Source organism: Micromonospora parastrephiae, assembly GCF_016802865.1.
GTDB classification, from domain to species: Bacteria; Actinomycetota; Actinomycetes; order Mycobacteriales; family Micromonosporaceae; genus Micromonospora; species Micromonospora parastrephiae.
Genome location: NZ_JAEVHM010000053.1, coordinates 24,207 through 32,277, shown reverse-complemented (window position 1 = coordinate 32,277; position 8,071 = coordinate 24,207). Strand labels below are relative to the sequence as shown.

Genomic DNA, 8,071 nt, shown 5'->3' with positions numbered 1-8,071 from the left:
GGTCCCGCCGCTGCGACGGCGCCGGCCGCCGCCGCGGTGCACCCGACCCGGCCCCCGGCACACCCTGCCGGCACCCACGGTCGACCCGGCCGGCGGGCCGAAGAGCGCCGCCGACGTCTACCGGTACCTGGAGAACCCGCAGATGACCGGGGAGGGGCAGCAGCCGGCCCACGCCGACCTGCGGCCGTACCCGGACGTGCGGGCCGCCGCCGCCGACGTGACCGAGCACGCCGCCCGCAACTCCGAGGTCGCCTCACTCAACGGCGACTGGCGATTGAAGCTGTTCGACCGGCCCGACGACGTACCGGCCGACTTCTCCGCCGCCACCTTCGACGAGAAGACCTTCCCGAAGGTGTCGGTGCCACACACCTGGCAGTCGGACTTCATCGACCACCCGATGTTCCGCAACATCCCCGAGGAGATCTGGCCCGACGACCCGCCCCGGGTACCGCGCGACGTCAACCCGACCGGCGCGTACCTGCGCACCATCGACCTGCCCAGCGACTGGGCCGGCGACGAGGTCTTCCTCCGCTTCGAGGGGGTGACCAGCGGCTACTTCGTCTGGGTCAACGGCGGGTACGCCGGCTACGACCAGGGTGGCTACACGCCGGCCGAGTTCGACGTCACCAAGCTGCTCAAGCCGGGCCGTAACCGGATCGCCGTGCAGGTGCACCGGTGGGGCTCCGGGTCCTACCTGGAGGACGTCGACCAGTGGCGGTACAGCGGCATCTTCCGCGACGTCTGGCTGTACCGCACCGGTTCGAGCTGGCTGCGCGACGCGTACATCACCACCGACCTGGACACGGCCTACCGGGACGCGACCCTGTCGGCCCGGGTCGACGTGGCCCGCGCCACGGCCGGCCCGACCGGCCGGCACACCGTACGCGGGAAGCTGCTGGACTCCCACGGGCGGACGGTGACCACCCTGACCGGGCAGCTCGACCTGGCGGCCGACGCCACCGGTGGCCGGGTCACCCTGACCGGCCCGGTGACGAACCCGGCGAAATGGAGCGCCGAGGAACCGACGCTCTACACGCTCGCCCTGGAACTGCTCGGCCCCGACGGCCGGGCGCTGCACACCACCAGCCAGCCGGTCGGCTTCCGCGAGATCGAGGTCCGCGACCGGCAGGTGCTGGTCAACGGTGGTCGGATCCTGGTCAAGGGCACCAACCGGGCCGAAACCGATCCGGACACCGGCCGGCACCAGACCCGCAAGATGCAGCGCGACGACGTGTTCCTGATGAAGCGACTGCACCTCAACGCGGTCCGCACCTCGCACTACCCGTCGGACCCGTACCTCTACGACCTGGCCGACCGGCACGGCCTCTGGGTCGACGACGAGATCGACATCGAGACCCACGCGCACGAGAGCTGCCCGAACCAGTGCCTGGCCGACAAGCCCGAGTGGGCCGCCGCATACGCGGACCGGTTCCGGGCAATGGTCGCCCGCGACAAGAACCACCCCAGTGTGTTCATGTGGGACACCGGTAACGAGGCGGGGCTCGGCTCGGCGCACTACGCGATGGCCGAGTGGGCCGACGCCAACGAGCCGACCCGGCTGCTCTACCACCAGTCGAACAACCCCGACGGCGACGCCCCCTTCGCCGACGTCTCCGGACCGCGATACCCGACCCCCGCTCGACTGGAGTCCAAGGCGATCAACGGCACCAAGCCGCAGATCATGGGCGAGTACGCCCACGCGATGGGCAACGGGCTGGGCAACTTCGACCAGTTCTGGGCGCTGGCCCGCCGTTACCCGCAGATCCAGGGTGGGTTCATCTGGGACTGGGCCGAGCAGAACCTCCGCCAGCCGCTGGTGTTCACCCCGGACTCCTCGCCAAACCGGATCCAGACCTTCCTGGTCGGCAAGCCGGAACCCGCACCCGGCCGGACCGGACGTGGGCAGGCGGTCAGCCTCTCCAGCCTGGACGACTTCGTCGACGTCTTCCGTGACCGGCGCCTCGACATCACCGGCTCCGCGATCACCCTCGACGCCTGGGTCAAGCCCGGGCCGTGGGCGGGCAGCTTCCCAATCCTGACGAAGGGCCAGGCGTACGGGTTGCAGATGCGGGATCAGGACACCCTGGAGTTCGGCGTGCAGGCAGGCACCGCCCGGACCGCGGTCGCCGCGGACGTGCCCACCGACTGGTACGGCGCCTGGCACCGGGTCACCGGCGTCTACGACGGTGCGGCGGTACGGCTGCTCATCGACGGCAAGGAGGTCGGCAGCGTACCGGCCACCGGCGCCATCGACCCGGGCCTGCGGGAGGTCAACCTGGGCCACAACGCGGAGACCCAGCGGGACAACTTCTGCTGCGCCCGGCTCGCTCGCGGGCTGATCGACGACGCACGGATCTATCCGGCCGCGCTCTCCGCCACTGACCTGGCCGCCGATCCCATCCGGCGGGCGGTCCTCGCGCTCAACTTCGACTCCTACCAGCGCAAGGGTGACTTCCTGAGTCTCGGAATCAGCCTGTCCGGCACCGACGGGCTGGTCGGGTCCGACCGCTACGTGCAGCCGGAGACCGCCGAGATGGCGTGGGCGCAGGCGCCGATCCGGTTCACCGCCGTCGACGCCGCGGCCGGCAAGGTACGCGTGCACAACGAGCAGCAGGCCGGGACGTACCGGGTGACGCTGCGCTGGGCGCAGACCGAGATCGACCGCACTCTGCGCTCCGGCAGCCGGACGTTGACCCTCGGCCCGGGGCAGAGCGTCGACCTGAACCTCGGGGCGGCGCCGGCCAACCCGCAGGACCGGCAGCGCTGGCTCACCCTCACCGCGGCGAACACGCAGCCCACGGCGTGGGCGAAGAGCGGCTGGATCGTCGGGCAGGACCAGTTCGCCATCGGTGGTTCGGTGGTGCCCGGCGTGCTACCCGGTCCCCCACCGGCCGACCAGGCGCCACGCATCAGCCGGCACGGCAACGCGCTGACCGTCAAGGGCAAGGACTGGCAGTACCGCTTCGACGCCGGGTCCGGGCTGCTCACCTCGATGCGCGACGACGGTAGCGAGCTGCTGCGCACCGGGCCGCAGCTCGACGTGTACCGGCCGCCGACCAGCAACGAGACGTACGACTGGGGCACCGCCGACCGCGAGATCTGGCACGAGCTGGGCATGGACCGGTTGCGCAGCACGGTGACCGGGTTCGAGACGTCGACCGAGGGTGGCGCGGCGGTGGTCCGGGTCCGCTCCACCTCGGCGGCACCGGGCAAGCAGGAGCTGCTGTCGTTCGACCAGACGCAGACCTATCGGATCGACGCCCGCGGCACCATCGGCCTGAGCCACGACGTGGTGCCGAAGGGCTCGCGGGTGGGGTCCCTGCCCTACCTGCCCCGGGTGGGCGTGGCGATCCAGGTGCCGGACGACCTCGACCGGTTCGCCTGGTACGGGCGAGGCCCGCAGGAGACATACAACGACCGGCGCAGCGGTGCACTGATGGGGGTCTGGAAGAGCACGGTGGACGAGGAGTACGTGCGCTACTCCCGCCCGCAGGCGTACGGCAACCACACCGACGTCGCCTGGGCGACCCTCAGCGACGGGCGGCGTTCCGGCTTGCTCGTCGGCGGTGACCTCGACGTCAGTGTCACCCCGTACGACGACCTCGACCGCGCCGAGTACGACCACCAGTTGCCCCTGGTGCGCAACAACGGTTGGGTGACCCTGCACGCCGAGGCCGGCGAGACCGGCATGGGGGAAACCCCGAACTCGGTGCTCGAACCGTTCGCGGTCTCCGCGTCCGAGCCGCACCACCAGGAGTTGGTGCTGCGGCCGCTCACCAGCACGGAGGTGCGCGCCGGCGGCGTGGTCGACTCGCGGACTCCCGCGCCGTGCCCGCCGGACGTGGCGATGACCACGGACGGGCAGGTCACGCCCGGCACCGCCGAGCGGGTCGAGGTGGCGGTCACCGCGCGATGCGCCGACGGGCTGCGCGGGGTCGGCGCGACCCTCGCCGTTCCGGCGGGCTGGACGGTCACGCCGGCCAGCAGCGACCTCGGTACGGTGGCGGCCGGCACGCCGGAGACAGCGGTGTTCGAGGTGACCGCCCCGGTCGGTACGGACATCGGTTCGTTCGACCTGACGGCCACGGTGACCGGGACCTCCGGGGCCGGGTTCCGCAGCTCGGTCACGGCGGCGGCCACGGTGCGTACGCCGCTGCCGACGGGCCAGGTGTGGCTGAGCGACCAACCGTGGACGGGCGAGTCCAACGGGTGGGGCCCGGTGGAGAAGGACCGCAGCAACGGCGAGAACTCCGGCGGCGACGGCAATCCGATGCGTATCGGTGGGGTCGCCTACGACAAGGGTCTGGGCGGGCACGCGCTGTCGGTCGTCTCGCTGGACCTGGGCGGCCGGTGCACGACGTTCCGCTCCGACGTCGGGGTGGACGACGAGACCGGCAGCAGCGGCTCGGTGGTGTTCGAGGTATGGGTGGATGGAGTACGCAAGGCCCAGACCGGGGTGCTGACCGGCTCCGGTGGCGCGGAGCCGCTCTCCGTCGACGTGACCGGCGGCCAGCGCCTCGAACTGCGCCTGGGCGATGGCGGCGACGGGGTCGGAAATGACCACGGTGACTGGGCCGCGGCGCGGCTGACCTGCGCCGACTGACCGAACCGGACGTGGCGGCGGTCCTCGGCTCCCGGGGGTCGTCGCCACGCCGCTGTCCGGGCGGCCGTCCTGTCGAGGTCGATCAGGCGCAGTGCCAGGGCGCCGCCGCGTCGGCAGGTCCGCTGAATCCGCGCCTGTCCAGGGTTGTCGCGTCAACGGATGCCGACTGTCTGGTGATCGGGTTCGATGACGGCGACGACGCGTTCGTCGTCGCGCGGGTAGGTCTCATCCGTGTATTTGGCGACAATGCGGTCGATGATCGACCAGCCGGCGTCGCCGCCGATCCAGTTGACGACGCGGCCGCGTACGGCGACAGGGGTGAACGGGTCGTCGGCCGGGGCGATGGACAACGCCAGGCGCGGGTCGCGGCGCAGATTGCGGGCTTTGCGTTTGTCGGGCCCGGTGAATATGACGATGTGTTCGTCGTGAGTGCCGACGTAGACGGGGGTGGCGTGCGGTGAGCCGTCCGGTAGGACGGTGGCGAGGTGGGCGATCGGTGCGTCGTCGAGCACGCGGCGGATGTCGGGATGCAGCACGTGGTTCTCCCGGGTGTGGTGGTCAGCGGTCGTGGTGGGTGCGCCAGGCGACGTAGTCGGTGACGGCGGTGGTGATGTCAAAGGCCGGGGTGAAGCCGGTCTCGGTGGCGAGCCGGGAGACGTCGAGGTAGGGATCGCGCCCCGGCCCGGCCCGGCGTCCGTCGAGCAGGTCGAGCTGGGCCTGCGGAATGGCGGCGTGGACGGCGTCGACCAGTTGCCGGTTGGTGAAGGGCTGTCCACCCGAGATGTTGTAGACGTCGTGGGCGAGGGTGTCGGCGGTGATGAGCAGGGCGATGGCGCGTCCGGCGTCAGGGGCGTAACAGAAGTCGCCGCCGTCATCGGCGTACACGGGTGCGGGGCGTTCCCCGCGCAGCACGGCGCTGATGTACGGCGGGACCGCGTTGAAGGGTGTCGCCGGATCCATGAGCGGTCCCCAGGTGCTGCCGATGCGAAGCACGACCGCGTGGATCCCGGTGCCTTGCAGTGCGTTCGTGGTGAGCGGCTCGACCGCCTTCTTGAAGGCGATGATCGGGTGCGGTGCCGGCGCCGTGGGCAGCGCCAGGTCTTCGTACCAGGGGACCTCGCTGCGGCCCAGGTAGGAGCCGAGGCTGCCGGCGACGGCGAAGCGGCGCACGCGCCAGGCGCGAGCGGCGTCGAGCATGGTGAGCAGTCCGGCGGTGTCGGCGCGGAAGTACGCCACCCGGTCCTCGCCGGGGATGCTGCCGGCCAAGTGGGTGATGTCGGTGATCGGGTACTGGTCACCGAGTGCGGACACCGCGGCGGGGTCGGTGACGTCGAGTCGTTCGACGATGACGTCGTCGGGCAGGAACGTGGGGCGCGCGGTTCGCCGGTGGGCGGTGGCGACGACCGCGTGGCCGAGGTCCGTCAGGGCGCGGGCGGTGTGGGCGCCGATCATGCCGAGGCCACCGGTCACGAGGATCACCGGACCACCTCGTAGTGCAGGTGGGTCACGGCCGGTGCGGCGACGGCCTCGATCAGACGAAGTTCGACGGGCGCGGGCAGCGTCTGGAAGTACGGCCGGCCGGCGCCGAGCAGCACCGGGCGCTGGTGCAGGATCAGTTCGTCGACCAGACCCGCGGCCAGCGCGGCGGTGGTCACGCCGCCGCCCATCAGTGCCACGTCCTTGTCGCCGGCCAGGCGGCGGGCGGTGTCGACGGCCTCGTCGATGCCGCTGGTCACCAGAGTCTGACGGGGATGCTCGGCGGGCAGCGGTCGGTGGCTGAGCACCACGAGCGGCGCGTCGGGGTGCGGGGTGCCGCCGCTGCCCCAGCCGGAGTCGTCGTAGGTGTTGCGTCCGGCGAGGCTGGCTCCCACCCGCGCCGCGGCCGCGTCGAAGACGCGGGCGCTGGGAGCGCTGAGCCGAAACCCGTCGAACACCGCGCTCGGGGTGTCGCCGTCGAAGTACCAGTCGAACAGCATGCCGCCGTCACCGAGGCCGCGTCGGGGGCCTGGGTCGCGGCCGGTGATGTAGCCGTCGACCGAGACGGACAGCGCTGCGAGGACTCTGCTCATGGATTGCCTCTCGCTGGTTGCGGGACGGGTCAGAGGGATTGTGGGAAGCCGAACAGGTGCTGTGGGTCGTAGGACCGTTTGACGGCGGCCAGGCGGGCGTGGTTGGTGCCCCAGTAGGCCTCCGCCGGACGATCGAGCAGGGGGTCGGGGAAGTTGGGATAGACGCGGTGCGACGAGTGCCGGTGGGCGAGCGCCCACGACGCGTCGACCCAGGAGTCGCTGCGGTGGCCGACGTGCTCGAGCAGGTAGCGCTCGCGCCGGTGGACGAATGCTGTGGCCTCCGGAGCGACGCGGTTGTATGCGCCGCCCATCGCGGTGAACGTGAGTCGCCTACGGTGCCGTGCGTCTCCCCCGCCCAGCAGCGCGATCAGCTCAGTGACGGCACCGGCCGGCATTGGCCGCGCGAAGTACTCCGACCGCAGGCGGCCGTCACCGACGTCCTGGCAAGGGTCGGCCAACGCCCGCTTGGCGACGGTGAAGGGCACGGGGTCAGCCACGAACAACTGGGCACCGGCACCCGCCTCACGGGCAAGGTCGTGCAGCCACCCGCCCGCGCGGGCCGCGTCCACGGCGACTCCGGACACGGTCGCGCGGACGGGTCGGCCGGGTTCGCGGGCGAGTTCGAGGCTCGTCGAGATGTCGTCCGGTGCGTCCGGCGCCGACGCCTGCCAGGACGCGACGACCCGCGCCGGGTCGGCGTCGGGGCAGGTGAGGGCGACCCGGGCGGTCATCGGTTCGGTGATCGTGGCGAGGCGCAGGGAGGTGACCACGCCGAGCTGCCCACCGCCGGCCCCGTGCAACGCCCAGAACAGGTCAGGCTCGCGGTGTTCGTCGCAGTCGACCACACTGCCGTCGGCGAGGACGATCGTCGCCGCGACGAGCCGGTCGCACGTCGGGCCGTGACGCCGCCCGAGCAACCCGATGCCGCCCCCGAGGACGAGTCCGGCGATGCCGACCGTCGCGCCGCACCCCGCGGGCAGCGTCTGTCCACGGGCGTGCAACGCGCCGTAGAGCTGCCCGAGGCGCACCCCGGCGCCGACCGTCGCGGTCCCGTCAGCCGAGAGATCGACCCCGTGCAGACCGGAGACGTCGATCAGGACGCCGTCGGTGGACGACCGGCCGGCGAAGCAGTGTCCTCCGCTGCGTACCGCGAGTGCGATGCCGGTGTCACGCGCGAACGCGACGGCCGCGACGACGTCACGCACCGACCGGCACCGCAGCACGACGAGTGGCCGCCGGGCCGCACCGGCAGAGCCGACCGGGCGACGCGCCGGGTCGTACGCGGCGTGGTCGCGGGTGAGCACCTCACCGTCGAAGTCCCTGCGCAGGCGCAGCAGATACCGGTCGATCACAGGGGCACGCTATCCAGCGACGCGCTCGCCGGTCTTGAACGAATCGC

5 protein-coding genes are annotated in these 8,071 nt (G+C 71.9%); 1 reads left to right on the top strand and 4 read right to left on the bottom strand.

The window, feature by feature from the left end; genetic code table 11:
- On the top strand, window positions 1–4,603 hold a 4,603-nt coding region (locus tag JNW91_RS13675), incomplete at its 5' end, for a glycoside hydrolase family 2 TIM barrel-domain containing protein (protein WP_203175207.1).
- A 152-nt stretch (window positions 4,604–4,755) separates the two neighbouring features.
- Here JNW91_RS13675 and JNW91_RS13670 read toward each other — a convergent pair.
- The 4 genes from JNW91_RS13670 to JNW91_RS13655 are packed head-to-tail and all read right to left on the bottom strand — an operon-like array spanning window position 4,756 to window position 8,024.
- The gene (locus JNW91_RS13670; protein ID WP_203175206.1) at window positions 4,756–5,139 is read right to left on the bottom strand and encodes a TIGR03618 family F420-dependent PPOX class oxidoreductase; all 384 of its coding nucleotides are present in this window, start codon (window positions 5,137–5,139) and stop codon (window positions 4,756–4,758) included.
- A gap of 22 nt (window positions 5,140–5,161) precedes the next feature.
- Window positions 5,162–6,082 (bottom strand): NAD-dependent epimerase/dehydratase family protein, encoded by a 921-nt coding sequence (locus JNW91_RS13665; RefSeq protein WP_309244352.1) that lies wholly within the window; start codon window positions 6,080–6,082, stop codon window positions 5,162–5,164.
- Window positions 6,079–6,672, bottom strand: a complete 594-nt coding sequence (locus JNW91_RS13660; protein ID WP_203175205.1) for a dihydrofolate reductase family protein — start codon at window positions 6,670–6,672, stop codon at window positions 6,079–6,081. Before JNW91_RS13660 ends, JNW91_RS13665 begins: the two co-directional genes overlap by 4 nt.
- A gap of 29 nt (window positions 6,673–6,701) precedes the next feature.
- On the bottom strand, window positions 6,702–8,024 hold the full coding sequence (locus JNW91_RS13655) for an FAD-binding oxidoreductase (protein WP_203175204.1): 1,323 nt from the start codon (window positions 8,022–8,024) through the stop codon (window positions 6,702–6,704).
- Window positions 8,025–8,071: the final 47 nt, after the last annotated feature.

Excerpts from the sequence above, each read along its gene's own strand:
- JNW91_RS13660 (WP_203175205.1), bottom strand. The coding sequence starts at position 6,672 with ATGAGCAGAGTCCTCGCAGCGCTGTCCGTCTCGGTCGACGGCTACATC.